General features: G+C 39.0%; 13 protein-coding genes and 1 pseudogene. 7 read left to right on the top strand and 7 right to left on the bottom strand.

Annotation, left to right across the window (positions count from 1 at the left end):
• Positions 1 to 36: 36 nt before the first annotated feature.
• Positions 37 to 504, top strand: a complete 468-nt coding sequence (locus ACN222_RS16425) for a gamma-glutamylcyclotransferase family protein (protein WP_010997433.1) — start codon at positions 37 to 39, stop codon at positions 502 to 504.
• On the opposite strand, the gene ACN222_RS16420 is transcribed toward ACN222_RS16425, so the two are convergent.
• The 3 genes from ACN222_RS16420 to ACN222_RS16410 all read right to left on the bottom strand — a co-directional run bounded on the left by ACN222_RS16420 (position 501) and on the right by ACN222_RS16410 (position 2913).
• Complete coding sequence (locus ACN222_RS16420) at positions 501 to 1106, bottom strand: anti-sigma factor family protein (protein ID WP_010997432.1); 606 nt, start codon at positions 1104 to 1106, stop codon at positions 501 to 503. The two genes, ACN222_RS16425 and ACN222_RS16420, sit on opposite strands and share 4 nt — an antisense overlap.
• A gap of 155 nt (positions 1107 to 1261) precedes the next feature.
• Positions 1262 to 1918: a sigma-70 family RNA polymerase sigma factor gene (locus ACN222_RS16415; RefSeq protein ID WP_010997431.1), complete on the bottom strand. Its 657-nt coding sequence runs from the start codon at positions 1916 to 1918 to the stop codon at positions 1262 to 1264.
• A gap of 800 nt (positions 1919 to 2718) precedes the next feature.
• Positions 2719 to 2913 (bottom strand): hypothetical protein, encoded by a 195-nt coding sequence (locus ACN222_RS16410; protein ID WP_010997430.1) that lies wholly within the window; start codon positions 2911 to 2913, stop codon positions 2719 to 2721.
• A 230-nt stretch (positions 2914 to 3143) separates the two neighbouring features.
• Between ACN222_RS16410 and ACN222_RS16405 the strand changes: the two are divergent.
• Positions 3144 to 3963, top strand: a pseudogene (locus tag ACN222_RS16405) (L,D-transpeptidase).
• A gap of 70 nt (positions 3964 to 4033) precedes the next feature.
• Here the strand turns inward: ACN222_RS16405 and ACN222_RS16400 are convergent.
• Both ACN222_RS16400 and ACN222_RS16395 read right to left on the bottom strand, forming a co-directional pair.
• Positions 4034 to 4573 carry a late competence development ComFB family protein gene (locus ACN222_RS16400; RefSeq protein ID WP_010997428.1) on the bottom strand — a complete coding sequence of 180 codons (540 nt, stop codon included), beginning with the start codon at positions 4571 to 4573 and terminating at the stop codon, positions 4034 to 4036.
• Positions 4574 to 4701: 128 nt separating this feature from the next.
• Positions 4702 to 5640, bottom strand: a complete 939-nt coding sequence (locus tag ACN222_RS16395) for a M23 family metallopeptidase (protein ID WP_010997427.1) — start codon at positions 5638 to 5640, stop codon at positions 4702 to 4704.
• A gap of 433 nt (positions 5641 to 6073) precedes the next feature.
• On the opposite strand from ACN222_RS16395, the gene ACN222_RS16390 reads away from it, so the two are divergent.
• Both ACN222_RS16390 and ACN222_RS16385 read left to right on the top strand, forming a co-directional pair.
• Positions 6074 to 8743: an MASE1 domain-containing protein gene (locus tag ACN222_RS16390; RefSeq protein WP_010997426.1), complete on the top strand. Its 2670-nt coding sequence runs from the start codon at positions 6074 to 6076 to the stop codon at positions 8741 to 8743.
• Between the two features lie 12 nt (positions 8744 to 8755).
• Positions 8756 to 9637 carry a UTP--glucose-1-phosphate uridylyltransferase gene (locus ACN222_RS16385; protein WP_010997425.1) on the top strand — a complete coding sequence of 294 codons (882 nt, stop codon included), beginning with the start codon at positions 8756 to 8758 and terminating at the stop codon, positions 9635 to 9637.
• A gap of 95 nt (positions 9638 to 9732) precedes the next feature.
• On the opposite strand, the gene ACN222_RS16380 is transcribed toward ACN222_RS16385, so the two are convergent.
• A complete protein-coding gene (locus ACN222_RS16380; RefSeq protein WP_010997424.1) occupies positions 9733 to 10839 on the bottom strand; it encodes a S66 peptidase family protein in 1107 nt (368 codons plus the stop codon).
• A gap of 423 nt (positions 10840 to 11262) precedes the next feature.
• Here ACN222_RS16380 and recA point away from each other — a divergent pair, with 423 nt between their 5' ends.
• The 3 genes from recA to ACN222_RS16365 all read left to right on the top strand — a co-directional run bounded on the left by recA (position 11263) and on the right by ACN222_RS16365 (position 15041).
• Positions 11263 to 12336 (top strand): recombinase RecA, encoded by a 1074-nt coding sequence (gene recA / locus ACN222_RS16375; RefSeq protein WP_010997423.1) that lies wholly within the window; start codon positions 11263 to 11265, stop codon positions 12334 to 12336.
• A 345-nt stretch (positions 12337 to 12681) separates the two neighbouring features.
• Positions 12682 to 13800 carry a polysaccharide pyruvyl transferase family protein gene (locus ACN222_RS16370; RefSeq protein WP_010997422.1) on the top strand — a complete coding sequence of 373 codons (1119 nt, stop codon included), beginning with the start codon at positions 12682 to 12684 and terminating at the stop codon, positions 13798 to 13800.
• A gap of 239 nt (positions 13801 to 14039) precedes the next feature.
• Positions 14040 to 15041: a hypothetical protein gene (locus tag ACN222_RS16365; RefSeq protein WP_010997421.1), complete on the top strand. Its 1002-nt coding sequence runs from the start codon at positions 14040 to 14042 to the stop codon at positions 15039 to 15041.
• 143 nt (positions 15042 to 15184) lie between these two features.
• On the opposite strand, the gene ACN222_RS16360 is transcribed toward ACN222_RS16365, so the two are convergent.
• The gene (locus ACN222_RS16360; RefSeq protein WP_044523126.1) at positions 15185 to 15865 is read right to left on the bottom strand and encodes an FHA domain-containing protein; all 681 of its coding nucleotides are present in this window, start codon (positions 15863 to 15865) and stop codon (positions 15185 to 15187) included.
• Positions 15866 to 16027 lie beyond the last annotated feature (162 nt).

Below are 16027 nucleotides of genomic sequence, written 5' to 3'. Positions count from 1 at the left end.
GATGGTAGGCAAAGGAATCAGTCGGTTAAAAAAGGGATGACACAATTAAAGACAAAATTTTCTGGCGGAGTGCGGATTTTTGTGTACGGCACTCTCAAACCAGGTGAAGAAAATTATCAAAGATATTGTGCTGGCAAGGTAGTATTAGCCCAAAAAGCAACTACACTAGGTCAGTTATTTGCTTTGCCAATAGGCTACCCAGCCATGACGATTGGGGAAAGTACCGTTCATGGATATTTACTTTCTTTTGCTGATTTAGGAATTCTAGATGCTTTAGACGAGCTAGAAGATTATCAGCCTGAGGGAGAAATGTCAGAGAATCTTTACAATCGCCTGGAGGTTGAAGTAAAAAATCCCCTGGGTTTGTCTCTCGGTTGGGCGTGGGTATATTTGATGAACCCAGCGAAAGTGGAGATGCTAAAAGGTGTTCACCTACCTGATGGTTGGTGGAATAGCGACAATAAATCTCATCACCAAACTGCTGACTACGTACTTGATGATTAGTTGATATCTGGGGGAATCTCTCCTAGTTGTGGCTGCGGCTGTATAAATTTGGTAGGTGAGGCTACAGCCGCTTTAGGAATTTCAATTACTGGGTTGTTCAAGGCTATCATGGGCAGTGCATCTGGCGTGGTGACAGCTTGAGTAGGCTGTTCTTGGGGTTGTTGGGCTAGTTGGGGTATGCCAGTTTGCCGCCCTGGTAGCCAGTTAGTAACAGCACCAATCACACAAGCTGCAACAGCCGCACCACCTAATTTCCAAGCTAATCGAGAACGGCGGTTAACTTTGGCAAATACTTGCTCTGCTGTTGTTTCTGGTGATTGTTGGGCTGTTGGTATGGGCATAGTTCGTATGCCTTGCCTTAGCTTTAATAGTCGGGAATAGAGGCGCTGTACTGCCACATCGTTGGCTAACCAGTCTTCGACTTGCCGACGTTCTGCGGCTGTCACCTCTCCATCAAGGTAAGCACTCAATAATTCAAAGCGATCGCGCTTCACCATATCCATAGCACCCGTTGCTTCATTGGTATGCCTAGCCATCTTTTGTGGTAAATCTCTCGAAAATTGCCGCCGACAAGGGTCATTAAAATTAGAATCAGTAGTCATACTAACATTATTACCAATTCATCCACGGGCAGAAGGGGGACAACCTTGAGAGGTTTATTTATTCTTTTATTGATGGCAGAGGCACGATGCAGGTTCCTCACAATTCTTAATCAATAGTTAAATTCTCCCACAGGATAGATTAAAGATATTGTAAATTAGGCATCAAGATAAGTTTGCAATTGAGTTTGCAATCTGGATCTAGCTCTAGCAATTCTCGACTTGACTGTTCCCAAGGATACACCTGTGATTTCGGCAATTTCTTCGTATGCCATACCTTCGATTTCCCTCAGAACAATGGTAGTCCGGAATACTTCTGGTAAATCAGCGATCGCCTCTCGCAGTTGTTCGTAAAATTCTCTAGTTGTCAGTTCTTCCTCTGGCCCTGGCGTATCTCCAGCAATTTCCCAATCCATTTCGCCATCATCTACAGAACGGGGCGCATCTAATGACAAAGGACTTACAACCCGCTTGCGTTTACGCAATTCGTCATAAAACAAGTTGGTAGCAATCCGGCTCAACCAGCCCCTAAACTTAGATGGCTCTTGCAATCGGTTAATATTCCGATACACGCGAATCCAAACTTCTTGAGCCAAGTCGGCTCTGTCTGACCAATCAGGGGCTAGGTGATACAAAACTCTATCAACCTGGGTTTGATAGCGGCGCAATAGCTCGGCAAACGCAACACGATCAGGACGCAGCCCTACTTGACAGCGCAAGATTAAATCGTGGTTCGAGAGTTTGTCAACTTGCACCGATGCTTCTGGACACCTCGCATCAACCGTTGACCAGGATACAGTAATCGATTGACTCATAGATCGTACTGGCGTTAATTCATCCCTATCTATTAGACCTGCTAATGGGCCACTTGTTCCTGAATTACGTGACGGATTTAAGACTGTAACACTGACTTCTTGGATATTGGGTGCATTTGTTCTGACGCACAACGTCAATCTTGTTCTTGGGGATTCTTTTTGTTCATCTGCCAAGTCAAGGCTATATTACAGATGGTTGTGGAGCTAATGCCAAGTGACTAACTATGGTTGACAAAATCATAAATATATGGTTGAAAGCTATTTTATCAATACGCAGATTGTTATTTACTAATTAAGTGACTCTGCAACTGGTTTTCATAGAAAATTATCTATGTATAAGAAAAATAAAAAGGGAGGAAAGTAATTTTTATATAATTTTCGTGTAAATTTTACCAGATTGATTTTACTATTTCTAAAGCATCTTAATGTAGTAAAAACTAAGTCATAATTCCAGCACTTTCAACCCCAATATAAATATGAATTCATAACATAATAAATTGTCCGAGTCTGTCTTCTAGAGTCTACATAATATGTCCAAATTTCCTGCTTGAATTACGAGATATGTTGATCCTGATGAAATAGAAAACTTAGTTATTTGGCTGACAGAAACTAGCTCTATTAGACTCTATTATTAGTAATAATACCAACCTGAAAAATAATAAGGCAGAGTGATGTACATCATCTAGACCCAGAAAGTAATTCTCAACTCAAATTCAAAAACTGCTTCGCTAATGCTTTTAAGTCGGATACCAGGAAAATTTAGGATCAGAAATTTCTGGGTCTGTAGTAACTGGGAAGTGTCATTTTTCCGGTATTTTGACCAAAATTGTTGTTGATGTATCTATATTTTGTTGATAAATGGCACCAGAATTGGTTTGATCATGGACGTGAACCTGAAAAAATAAATTGAGGGCAAATGTAATCGTGACTGCTAGCCATAGTTTTTCTAACATGGTCTTTCTCCCACCCACACCACTAAAGAATGATTGCGGCACTGGGAAAGTGCCGCCAGTAAGTTCGATGTTAAAATTTTTCTCCTCGACACTTCAGCAAAACAAATTTCTGCTCCAGAATTTGTCTATCAGTAATGCCCATATACCCTTAGTCTGCCCAAGTGTATAGGCATAGTTATGAGGGAACAGATAAGAATTTATAAATTCTTGATAATTAGAGAATAAAAATGTTCAATTGGTCGGCTGAATATGTCAGGGATAAACAATAGGCGATGGCAATGGTAAGAAATGAATCTGTAGGGCGTATGGTAATGTTTCTCTGCTTTGGCACAGCCATATTATCGTTAGCTGTGCATTGGCGCATTACTACAGCGCAGGGTCAGTTTAAAAAGCCAGTCCCCACCACAGCAAGCCGCCCTGGAGAGGTTTATACGGGGGGTTTAGGCGAAACCGCTTTTGGCGCACCTGCACCCTTTGGTGCCACTACTCCAGATAAACTATCTCAACCGCAGTCTTCGGCTATTAAATCTCATAATAAGTCGGATACTGTTAGCCAAAATGTAGCTTTAGCGACTAACTCACCTAAAAAAACACAGTTACTAACACCAGAATCAAGAAAAAACGCTGATTTATCAGATCAAAGTCAGTTACGATTATCTCAACCTGCGGCACATAAAAAAAACATCTAATAAGCTAGGAAATACCAAGAAGGAAGTGGTGGTTGATTTAAGCGATCGCCGCACTTACGTTTATGCTGGAGATATAGTTATAGCTAGTTACCCAATTGCTATCGGTAAGAGGGGTTGGGAAACACCTACGGGTACTTTCAATGTGTCACACATGGAACACGATCCCATCTGGCGACACCCCATCACAGGCAAAATATTCCCTGCCGGTGTTGATAGTCCTTTAGGGGAAAGATGGATTGGTTTTTGGTCTGATGGACGTAATAAAATCGGCTTTCACGGTACACCAGACACTCATCTTCTGGGAACAGCGATTTCTCACGGCTGTCTGAGGATGCGTAATTCTGATGTCCGTTTGCTTTATGACCAAGTAGAATTAGGTACACCTGTGATAGTGCAGGATTAGTCAGTTGTAAGTAGTCATTGGTCAGTGGTAAAACCGAAAAAGTAACGACTAACAACTGACAACTGACTAATTATGAAGACTTCTGCTCAAAACTAGGGGCGTAGACCTGTAATAAACTGCTAACTTGACGTAAGACTTCATTGCCAGTGGTTTTTGTTGACACAGGTGTTCTGTTGTCGTTTGGCTGATCAAGATTAAGGTTGATTGCCTCACTTACCTGCTGGGCAATTAATTCCTGAAGTTCTGCTTTGGCGCGTATGCGCTGGTAGCTAGCACCTTCTTCAGTGGTGGCGTATAAGGGGGGTAAGCGGTTGAGGGCATAAGCGGCAATATCCCCGACATCGATGGAACTCTCGCTAGTAGCTTCAATTTCTGCTACTCTGGCGATCGCTTCGGTTAATACCAACTCTTCCATCACGTTAATGAACTGCTTGCGAGGAACCGCCACTACCTCACCAGTCAATAACGCTCCCATCAACCTATCCAACGCCATATACTCTTCTATTGAGAGTTCTGAGGCGTTATCACAGATGCGTCCAACTTCTGCTTCCATTGCTGGCGTAAGATAACCATCCTGGAGAGCTTGTTCTACAATTTTCTCGATACTCATAACGCTCATCTTAAATTTAAGCCACCCAAGCAAGGTAAGGACGGAACCGATTCAAACTTATTTTGTCTAACTCATTATCGACAAAAAATATACAAAGTCAACAACAGAAACGATTAATTACGCCTCTATTATTCAAAAGTTTTGTTTTTCCATGAGGTTGGGTCAATAGATAGACCGTTAACATACAAACCCCAGTGTAGGTGCGGCCCGGTAGAAGCCCCTGTAGAACCAACTGTGCCAATTAATTGTCCAGCTTTCACCAAATCGCCTTCTTTGACATTAATTCGATTCAGGTGCAGGAAAATACTGACAACTCCTTGACCGTGGTCAATGCCTACTGTATTACCATGAACCCGAAATCCTTGGGCTACAGTACCGACTAAAGCTACTTTTCCAGCAGCTGGGGCGACTACACGCGAACCTGCTGCACCAGCGTAGTCTAGACCACGATGGTAATAGTCATTGGCAAATTTACCATTATAGTAGCGACGTACACCATAAATAGTGCTGATACGACCGTTATTTGGTCTGAGGAATTTACCATTCCAGTACTTTTGTGGTGTTTGTAACGCTTTGAAAGCAGCTGCACGATTAAGTTCGTGTTGAGTAGCACCATCAGCAGATTTACCCGGTGGCAAAGTAATGCGTTGTACAGGAAACCTACGAGTAACTACTGGCACTGATAACTCTTGAACTTGGCCATTACCAGATACTCTAATTTTTCTAGTGCCTGGCTTTTCTAAGGGGGTTGTGGGTATGAATGCCCGATACTTATTGGGGGATACTGCAAAAACTGGGTACGTTTTCTCTCCAACAGACACGGTTGGGTTATTGGTGTTGTCTGGATTATCTAAATTGATCACTACAGAAACTGTATCCCCCAGGCGGGGATTTTTAGGATTTATCTGTACTTGCAAAGCTTCTACCGGTAATGCCAAGGTAATAGGCAAGGCAGCACAGAAACCTATAAATAAATTAACTGGCAGAAAATAATTGTGTTTCTCTCCTCTAATATCAAAACTGCATTTGTTTTTTTGATAATTACTATTGGGAATCTTGGTAATCATATAACTCAATAAAGAATAAAGATTTTTTACTTCTGTTGAGAAGAAGACTAGCTGAGAGTTGCTAGAGTTTCCTGGCAGAGGCAAATTTTTCGACCATAAGGTACGGTCTTTAGAAATTCTCTATGGACTAAACTATACTAAGCGTAATGTATAAAATTGCAAATGATAATTATCTTAACTATCAAGCAGTTGCAAAATGCAAAAATTGGATGAGAATATTAGTGGTTTGACAGTATGCGATTGTCTTTGACCAACTAGAACTGATCTCCTACGCTAGTCTGATATGGCTGCATATTGTATTACTCTCCAGTTTGAATGGAAAATGATGAGAAAAAGTGTTTTCATTTGTACTGGTGTAGCAGTTCATAATGCTTACTGGTAAAGTGTTGACTGCATGAGCTGAAGCACAAAGCACCCTTCGATGATGTAACCCATGACAGACTCAATGAAAATTGCCATCATGCGTAGATGGCTGATGATTTCACTGTTGGGCTTATTCGCTCTGGTTATTGCTCATGGGATGGCGCTGATTTACCGCATTCAGCCGGGAGTGTCTTTGTGGTTTCCTCCATCAGGTGTGGCGATCGCTTTAACTTTTTGGTTCGGCCCTTGTGGTATTATCCTGACTGGATTGGCTTCTTTTCTTATGTCTCCTTTTTGGGGTTTACATGGTTGGGAGCGATTAATAGCTCTTGTCGATATCATCGAGCCTCTGAGCGCTTGGTTACTGTACCGCCGTCTCTGGAAAGGTTCTCGAACCATTAATACCCTTAAAGATGCCACTCTTTTTACTGTTAGCGCCCCCCTCGTCGCCTGCGCTACTTTGGCGATAATTGGAAGTGTATGTCTTGTCGCTATAGGCAAAATGCCTCTCGCTAGTTTGAGTTCCAACATACCCCATTGGTGGTTAGGTAATGCAATTGGAGTTATGGCGATTGCGCCTACTGCCTTGTTAGTTTTTACACCCTATTTTCAATCTCAAGGCTGGTTACACCCTACCGAATCACTAAATTCTGGATTTGTTTCTCAGAATTTCCATCCTTCTCGGTGCCTCTTATTAGAATTCAGCGCCATATTACTACTTTGTTTAGCTATAGCAACCTTAACCGTGGCTGAAACTAATCAAAACGGATTTAAGTTGCAACAGTTGTCTTTTTTAGGCTTTGTTCCAGTTTTATGGGCTGCAACCCGCTTTGGCGTAACTAGTGGGATGTTAACCTCAAGTTTCTGTGTATTAGTAACGCTATTTGCTTACTTAGTTGCTTACCCTAAAGCAATGTATTTAGCCACTTTTCCAGTACAAGCGGAAGTTTTACACGTCCACAAATTGAGCCTATTGGTACAGTGTGCTGTAAGTTTATTTGTGGGCATTGCTATTACTGAAAGGTCGAGTATTCAAGTAGAGTTAGCAGTAGAAAAAGTGCGTCGTGGGGAATACCAAACCCGCGCAGAATTATCAGAAAAACTTATCCAACTCAACGAGTCGCTGGTGGCAATCAATGATTGTTTAGAAGAATCCCATCGAGAAAAAGATGAATTACTTCAGCGTGAACAAGCACTCCGCAGTCGGTTGAGCAATATTTTGTCAAGTATGACGGATGCTTTTATAGCAGTGAATCGAGATTGGGATATTACATATTGCAATCACCAAGCGGCAAAAATTCAAGATTTAGAACCAGAAGACTTGATTGGCAAGAACTACTGGGAACAGTGGACGAGAACCAAAGGTACAGACTTTGAGCGAGAATATAGGCGATCGCTAGCTGAAAATATTCCAGTCCATTTTGAGATATTGTACGAACTATGGGATATGTGGCTTGAAGTCCATGCCTATCCGTCCGAAGATGGCTTAGGGATATTTTTTCGGAATATTACTGAACGTAAACAAGCAGAACAAGAACGGGAATATCTGCTGATGCGTGAGCAAATCGCTAGAGGCGAAGCTGAAAGAGCTAATCGTTTAAAGGATGATTTTCTGGCAGTTCTTTCTCACGAATTGCGTACTCCGCTTAACCCGATTTTAGGTTGGGCAACTCTACTGAAAAAGCGGAATCTGGAAGAAGCTACGCGCCGACGGGGGATAGAAACAATTGAGCGGAATGCTAAATTACAAATTCAACTTATTGAAGATTTATTAGATGTCTCTCGCATTCAGCAAGGGAAATTAAGCTTAAATATTCAATCTGTAAATTTAGTTCATACGATTGAAGAGGCTTTAGAGACTGTACGTCTAGCAATAGAGGCGAAAAGTATTCATATTAAAACTGCACTAGGTGTAAATGTTGGCATGGTTGCAGGTGATGCGGCTCGTTTGCAACAAATTATCTGGAACTTGCTTGCTAATGCCATTAAATTCACTCCTCCCGCAGGACAAATACAGGTAGTCTTAGAAAGAGTTAATAATTCTGCCCAAATTCAAATTCAAGATAATGGTAAGGGAATAAGTTCAGAATTTCTACCTTATGTCTTTGAGTATTTTCGTCAAGCAGATGGCACAATAACTAGACAATTTGGCGGTTTAGGATTAGGGTTGGCTATTGTTAAGCATCTCACAGAACTGCATGGTGGCACAGTGAAAGCAGAAAGTGCAGGGGAAGGAATGGGTGCAATATTTACAGTCAATTTACCATTAATGCTTAACGCGCCGCAGAAAGTTCCACAAGTGGGACAGCCAGATAATACTTGGAGTTTAGGTGGACTGTATATTTTGGTAGTAGATGATGATGTTGATACAGGCGAATTCCTGACATTAATGTTAGAACAATCTGGAGCCGAAGTAACAGCAGTGACATCAGCAGGTGAAGCTTTAGAGGTAATAGCCAGAACTAAAGTCGATTTGCTCTTAAGTGATATCGGAATGCCAGGAATAGATGGTTATATGTTGATGCAGTTAATTCGAGCCATGCCTTCAGCAAAAGGTGGTAAAATTCCAGCGATCGCCCTAACTGCTTATGCTGGAGAAATCAACCAAAAACAGGCACTAGCTGCTGGCTTTCAACTGCACTTAGTTAAACCCGTAGAAGCAGAAAAATTACTTCAGGGTATATCAGAGGTTTTAGCTGCTTCACCCCCAGAGTTTAGTTATGTTTCCGTAGAAAATTAAAAATATTAATTTATGCAAATTAATAAAGTAAGAAAAGCCGTGATTCCGGCTGCTGGTTTTGGTACTAGATTATTTCCAGCTACTAAAGTTGTGAAAAAAGAACTATTCCCAATTATTGATCAAGATGGTAGAGCAAAGCCTGTAATTTTAGCTATTGTGGAAGAAGCTATTAGTGCAGGAATCACAGAAGTTGGTATTGTTGTACAGCCTGATGATATAGGAATTTTTGCTGATTTATTTAAAAATCCACCTGCACCAGAACTTTTACAAAAACTTTCGCCACAAAATCAAGAATATAGTCAATACTTGCAAGATTTGGGACAGAAAGTTGTTTTATTGACACAATCAGAACAAGAAGGATATGGCCATGCTGTTTTTTGTGCCAAAGATTGGGTAGGAAATGAACCGTTTTTATTAATGTTAGGTGATCATGTTTATAAATCCGACATAAAAAAATCTTGCGCTCAACAAGTTGTAGAGATTTATGCACAAGTTCATCAAAGTGTTGTTGGCTTAACTACAATGCCAGCAGCGATAATTAACAAAGCTGGATGTATTGCAGGAGTATGGCAAGAGTTTAATTCCATTTTGGAACTAACGCAACTTGCAGAAAAACCCAATCTTGATTATGCGCGTGAGCATTTGCGGGTAGAAGGTATGGCAGAAGATGAGTTTTTATGTGTTTTTGGCTTGTATGTCCTCACGCCAAAAATATTTGATTTCCTAGCAGATAGTATAAACCAAAATTTACGCGATCGCGGTGAATTTCAGTTAACAAATTGTTTAGATAAATTGTGTCAAGCAGAAGGGATGACAGGATATGTGGTGAAAGGTAAATGTTTTGATACGGGTCTACCAAATACTTATCGACAGTCATTAATTGATTTTATATAGCTTGCGTTTGAACACCTATATATTTGTGGAAATTGTAGAAAATACTGTTTAATTCGTACCATAAGTAGTACGAATTAATTACAAATTAGCATTTTTCAATTGACTGCCGCCTCTAATAATTTTATTGTTCCAGCATCAGCGTCGATTTCCACATTTGCGCCAATTGGTAAGATGAATTTATCTTGAATATGACCAATCATTGCACCATACCAAGCAGGTATTTTTAAAGGAGTAATGTGGTCTTGTAATACTTCTATTAATGTCTGAGATTTTTCATTAGTTTGATTACAGTCAGTACATTGCCCAAAGATAAAACCAGAAATTCGATATAATATCCCAGCATTTTTTAACTGTGTCAACATCCTATCTACGCGATAAACATCCTCGTTGATATCTTCCAAGAATAAAATTCTATTTTGCCAACTAGGTAGATAGGGAGAACCAACCATCGCCGATAAAACTGACAAATTACCTCCTACAAGTTGACCTTGAGTTTTTCCTGGTGTGATTGTTTGTACTTTTCCCTCAGGAGAATCAGTATTTTGTAATGTTACTGCTTCTGCATTAAACAAAATACGCTTCAGGTACTCCAGCATAAAGGGTGTCCAGGTGGATGTAGCCACAGGCCCGTGAAAAGTGAAAATACGACTACGGGCATTAATCGCTAATAATAAAGAAGTGATATCGCTATAACCCATGAGGATTTTGGCATGGGAACGAATTAAAGGGTAATTGAGCAGGGGTAAAATCCGATTGCAACCCCAACCTCCCCGCATAGCCAGAATTGCCTGAACCGAATCATCTGCAAACATATCATTTACATCTTGGGCGCGGTCAGCATCTTTGCCTGCTAAATAACCATAACGGTCTAAAATATGTCTTCCTACCTTAGCTTTTAATCCCAAATTAGTCAGATGTTGCTGGACTACTTCTATATATCGAGGTTCAAAAGTACCAGCCGGCGCAATTAACCCCACCGTATCGCCTACTTGTAAACGTGGTGGCTTGATAGTGCTACTTGGCGATAACTGAACGTCGCTCTTACTCCTCCGGAGAAGCGAGCTACGCGTAGCGTCTGTCTTCGATACGCTCCGCGAATGTAAAGAAGACCATTGCTCACCTTGAGCAGTCAGTATAGGAATCTGAGTAGCTACAGTAGCTAATCCGCAAGTTTTCAGAAATTGCCGACGCTTGATATTCATGAAGGGAGTTTAACTTACAAAGACAGTCAGAGCGCACAAGAAAAAAGTATTAATCACAACTTTAGTTGTGGGTCTACTACTTCTTTTAATATACAAGGGTGCCTCAGTATGAATAATTTATGAGTATAGCTAGGTTACATCGCACTGATGCACCCTACTAAACCATCAATTTCGGATAATTTATTTTTTGGTGTTTCCTAATCAGGATGGAGTAGCAGACTGTTCAGTAGCACCAGTAAAAATTTTGGCAAGTACATGAAGATATTTCTGATCGCACCTGGGGAATATTGAGTTACGATCTTGTCAAAGTTACTTTTTAATTTGAGAAGCCCTATACTAGAATTTTCCGGCTAAAATAGTATATCTGTTCTACTCAAACTCCAAACCCCAAACTACTTAAATCCATATATTTTAGAGGCAGGAATGGCTATCAATACCGATACTTCTGGCAAGCAAAAAGCGCTGACAATGGTACTCAACCAGATTGAGCGCAGCTTCGGTAAAGGAGCAATCATGCGCCTGGGCGATGCTACCCGGATGCGGGTAGAAACAATCTCTACTGGCGCGCTCACCTTGGATTTAGCATTGGGAGGCGGTTTACCCAAGGGGCGGGTGATTGAGATTTATGGCCCGGAAAGTTCCGGTAAAACAACAGTAGCACTCCACGCGATCGCAGAAGTGCAAAAAGAAGGTGGAATAGCTGCCTTCGTCGATGCTGAACACGCCCTTGACCCCACCTACGCCTCAGCTTTAGGTGTAGATATTCAAAACTTGCTGGTTTCCCAACCAGACACAGGTGAATCCGCATTGGAAATTGTTGATCAACTTGTACGCTCCGCCGCCGTTGATATTGTAGTTATTGACTCTGTAGCAGCTTTGGTTCCCCGTGCAGAAATCGAAGGCGATATGGGTGATGCCCACGTCGGTTTACAAGCGAGATTAATGAGCCAAGCTCTACGTAAAATTACTGGCAATATTGGTAAATCTGGTTGTACAGTAATTTTCATTAACCAGTTGCGGCAAAAAATTGGTGTTACCTACGGTAGCCCGGAAACGACAACTGGCGGTAACGCATTAAAGTTCTATGCTTCAGTACGCTTAGATATTCGTCGGATTCAAACCTTGAAAAAAGGTACTGATGAATTTGGTAACCGAGTTAAAGTCAAAGTTGCGAAAAATAAAGTTGCACCGCCTTTTAGAATCGCAGAGTTTGACATTATTTTTGGTAAAGGTGTTTCGACTCTAGGTTGTTTAGTAGATTTAGCGGAAGAAACTGGTATTCTCATCCGTAAAGGAGCTTGGTACAGTTACAACGGTGATAATATTTCTCAAGGTCGAGATAACGCTATCAAATACCTGGAAGAAAAACCAGAATTTAGTGAACAAATCAAACAACAGGTGCGTGAAAAATTAGATAAGGGAGCTGTTGTTTCTGCAAACTCGGTAGCTAAAAACAACGAAGACGATGAAGATGAAGATGTAGAAGAGGAAGAATAATAATATTGATGGTGTGACATGGCAAAATCCATCACACTAATGCAGTAAAAATATTATTACACTAAAAGATTACTCCGTCTGGAGTAATCTTTTAATTTATAAATTCTTATGAATTTCCTGAATGAGATAGAGTCATAACTAAATAAAGTATAAAGCTTAAGTTAATAGTAAAATTTTCTTGCTGCAATGCAAATTTAAATTTTTCATGATTACCGTATTATCACTTACAACTATAAACTTTAGATAAATAAATTAAGAAATTACTTTGTTTATAAATGAAATATGAGTATGATATCTAAGTAAGTACTGATAGTACTTTTACGAAGTTGTTTATACTGCGAACATATGACAATTTATACAAATCATCAACTGAAGGAATATTTGCACAAATCCTTAGGACAAATGGAGAGTTTTGAATCATGTGCATTCCTAGACTATCCAGCATATCCCAACATAGGAGATCACTTAATATGGCTTGGTGGTGTATTCTATCTAACTAAAGTTAAAGGTGTAAAAATAAAATATGCTTCTAGTGTGGGTGATTTTTCTCCTACCACTTTAAAAGAGAAAGCTAAGAACTCCCCTATAGTTCTTACGGGAGGCGGAAATTTAGGAGATTTATGGCCTGATTATCAGAATTTTCGGGAATACATTATTTCTACGTATCGCGATCGCCCAATTGTCATCTTACCCCAAAGTATATATTTCCGTGATTCTGCGAATTTAAAAAAAGCAGCAGATATATTTAATGGTCATCCCAATTTAACTTTATTTACTCGTGATGAACGTAGTTACAAGTTGGCAAGTGAAGCTTTTGATAAATGTCATATTTTTAAGGCCCCAGATATGGCTTTTCAAATGACTGATTTACCTAGTATTCATGATATTGTTACTCCCAAATCGTCGATTCTATATCTTTGTAGGCAAGATAAAGAACTAAATCAAGAATTTACAGAAAATATGTGGGAAATTCCCAATTTACAAATTGATGATTGGGCTTCATATCAATGGAAAGTAGGACATCCTAACAACCTACTTATGCGTTATGGATCTGCTTTATTTAGAGAAGGATGGCAAAAAGGCTTGGCAAATCCATCTGATTGGCTTTCTAGACAAAAATGGCAATACTTGCATCCATATACTAATATTTTCCAAGAATTATACAATCCAAAAATGCACCAGTATTCATGGAGTTTAATGCACAGTGGCATTTACCAACTCCAACAACATAAGCTAGTAATAACTAACCGATTACATGGACATATTCTCTCTACACTTTTAAAAATACCTCATATTTTCTTTCCAAACAGTTACTACAAAAATGAATCTTTTTACCAGGCTTGGACAAAGCAGATTCCATTTTGTAAATTTGTTAAAGATACTTCTCAGATAAAAAACTCCATTCAGCAAGTATTGGAATCAAGTGAACGAGGAGGAATCCAACAAGAAAAAGTGGAAATTTGATATTTATTCACAGTTAACTCTTTTATCAACATTTTTATAAGATCAGGGTGTGTTCTAATGAGTGAAATTCATGTATGGCAAGAGCCAATAGTTGAGAATGAAGGTACATTAACAATAAATGTTACCGTTGAAAACTCGAAAAAAAAAATGATACTCTTTGGTTTCAGATACCTGTAGAACATGAAAAAATAATTACTCAAAGTTGTGATCCCTTTGTTCTGGCAACCATACTAATCGCCATGAAACAGGATAAAAATTTAATCATTCATGGTGAAGTTTCTCCATCTCTTTTACAAAATTTGGCAGAATTTCAAGCTGCTTGGCATTCTTGGAGACCAAATGTTTACAAATTAGTTGATATTCATGCAGAAGTTGTAAAAGAACCAGATAAAAACACAGATTTAGACAAAATTGTTAGCACTTTTTCTGGAGGTTTAGATAGCTGCTTTACTGTATTTCAACATCGCACCCCTAATTTAGTTAAAATACAACGCAACTTACAAGCAGGGTTGATGATACACGGATTTGATATCCCTTTGGAAGAAAAAGAGGTTTTTAATAATGCAGTTTATAAATCAAAAAATATCCTATCTAGTGTGGGTGCAGAATTAATAACAATGACAACTAATTTACGTCTATTTACTAAATTAAATTGGGAAAATACTTATGTAACTGCACTTGCGTCTTGTCTTAGCTTGCTACAACGTGGATATACAGCAGGTTTAATTCCTAGTTCTTCTTCTTATAATGAGCCTTCCCGTCTTTATCCTTCTAATCCAGTCACAGATCATTTGCTATCAAGCAATAGTTTTCGGATTATTCATGATGGTGCAGCCTTTACCCGTTTAGAGAAGATCCGAGCCATTGCAAATAGCCAAGAAGTATTACAAAACTTGAGAGTTTGTTGGGAAGGAGATCAAAAAGATCGCAACTGTTGTCGTTGTGAAAAATGTATCCGGAATATTCTGCACTTTCGGATTTTAGGTATGGATTTACCTGCTTGTTTTGAGAAAGATGTTACAGAAGATCAGATTTTACGAATGAAGGTACAAGGCGCTCAGTTAGACGCTCTTAACGATACTCTTAAAGCTGCAAAATATGTCGGTATATCAGATAGTTGGGTTCCAGCATTAGAAAAATGTATCCGACACAATCAGTTAAGAATTTTCTTAAAAAAATATTTACCTAGTAATATACAAAAACGATTCAACGTCATCAAGAGGCAATTTATTAATAATTGAGAAATAGAAAATATGATTTGAACGATATAAATTTACTTATCTAAGATGTTAGCGATTGGCAACATCTCAGATAAATAAAAATTGCTTTTCTTTACTAGTCTTTAAACCAAGCTAAACTGTTCTAGCTTTATTTCAAGATTTAATTACGCTTGTCTCTGAAAAAATTGATCTAAAATATCGGATTTTTGCTCAGAGCTTAAATCATATTCTCCATATTTTAAATTTTCTATATATTTAGAATCTATAGGAATTTGTAAGGTATTATCTGAGTTTTCATGGGAATCATTCTGTTTTTGTAGCATTATTTGTTTTAGTAAATCTCCTGCTAATGCTGGTAGCATCCGGCAGTTATTATTTAAGAAAAAATCAAAAGTTAAGCTCCCTAAGCGAACGCGATCGCCATCTTTAAGGATAATCGGTTGATAAACCGGTTCCCCATTCACAAAAGAACCATTTGTACTTTGAAAATCTATTAATAAAAAACCTTGATTTTCTACATACTTAATTGCTGCATGGTGACGAGATAATAATTTATCATAAGTGCAAATGCCGTTGTGGCGATCGCGCCCTATTGTCCAAATATGTTGTGATTGTTGTAAAGTCTGCGTTTGATTCTCACATAGATTTGTGACGATACAGATGGTTGATTTATTGACTACTCCTTGTACATAATAAAACTTTGGACTAGCCAATGATGATTGAGCTATATTATCTAATTGTAAAATTTCATTTAGAAGATTGCTATGGCGTTCATATAAAGAAATAAATATTTGATATAAGCTCAAACGCCGTTCTATTTCTTTGTCTTGTAATTGAACTGTCATATCTATATCTGGAAATTTGAACATATATTTGCAGTGATTTATTTTTCTAATTATCAAACAAAACTCAGGGTGAAAATAAGCATATATAATCTTATATTTACTACAAAATATTGCAGGTAAATAGTAGATAATTAAGTTGGCTTAAAATACCTTTTTAGTTAA

Origin of the sequence: Anabaena sp. FACHB-595, from assembly GCF_048568275.1 — a bacterium.
Taxonomy (GTDB): Bacteria; Cyanobacteriota; Cyanobacteriia; order Cyanobacteriales; family Nostocaceae; genus Trichormus.
The sequence above is the reverse complement of the archived record's forward strand: the minus strand, read 5'-3'. Positions and strand labels throughout refer to the sequence as shown.